This is a genomic window from Rhodobacter sp. P2_H5 (assembly GCF_056403335.1).
This window is the reverse complement of record NZ_JBFUFS010000138.1, coordinates 1-587: the sequence shown is the minus strand read 5'-3', so window position 1 is coordinate 587 and position 587 is coordinate 1. Positions and strand designations below refer to the sequence as shown.

Here is a 587-nt window from a genome sequence, read left to right as displayed (position 1 = left end):
CCCACCTCCCCCTCTCGGCCCTTCATGTCCCAGACCCGAGCCACCGCTTCGGCGATATGGCTCTCTTCGAGCTCTTGCACCCGGCCTTGGGCGTTCTTGCCCAAGGCGGCCATCGAGGCCACGATCCGGGTCAGAAGTTCGATGGCCTCGGCGCGGTATTCCGGGGCTGCCATCGCCTCTTCGGAGAGCATCGAGAAGGGGTTGAGCCGGATCGTCCAATCCGCCTCGAAGTCCACGAAGGTGCCACCGAAGAGCTCGACGGTGTTCCTAAACGAATAGCCATCATCGATCACCACGATCTTGCCGCCACGGGCATAGATCGAGGCCACGAATTCCTGCATGAAGACCGACTTGCCGGCGCCAGATTTGCCGAGCACCGCCACGTTGAAGTTGCCGCTCGAGCGGAAATTGTCCCAGTCGAAGATCCCGCCCTGACGCCCGAGAAGGAGCACGCCCTTTCCCTCCCCCGCCCCAAGCCATTCGCCATGGATGGGGGCGAAAGCGACGGCGGCTTCCGCCTTCAAAAGCCGCATGCGTTGCAACTTCCTCAGGTCGGTCATCCGGTTGCCGGAGGCCGTGAAGGGAAG

Annotated in this window: 1 protein-coding gene; it reads right to left on the bottom strand. The window is 63.0% G+C overall.

Annotation, left to right across the window (positions count from 1 at the left end):
• On the bottom strand, positions 1–533 hold a 533-nt coding region (locus AC1DVR_RS23970; protein ID WP_478003119.1), incomplete at its 3' end, for a TraG/VirB4 family ATPase.
• Positions 534–587: the final 54 nt, after the last annotated feature.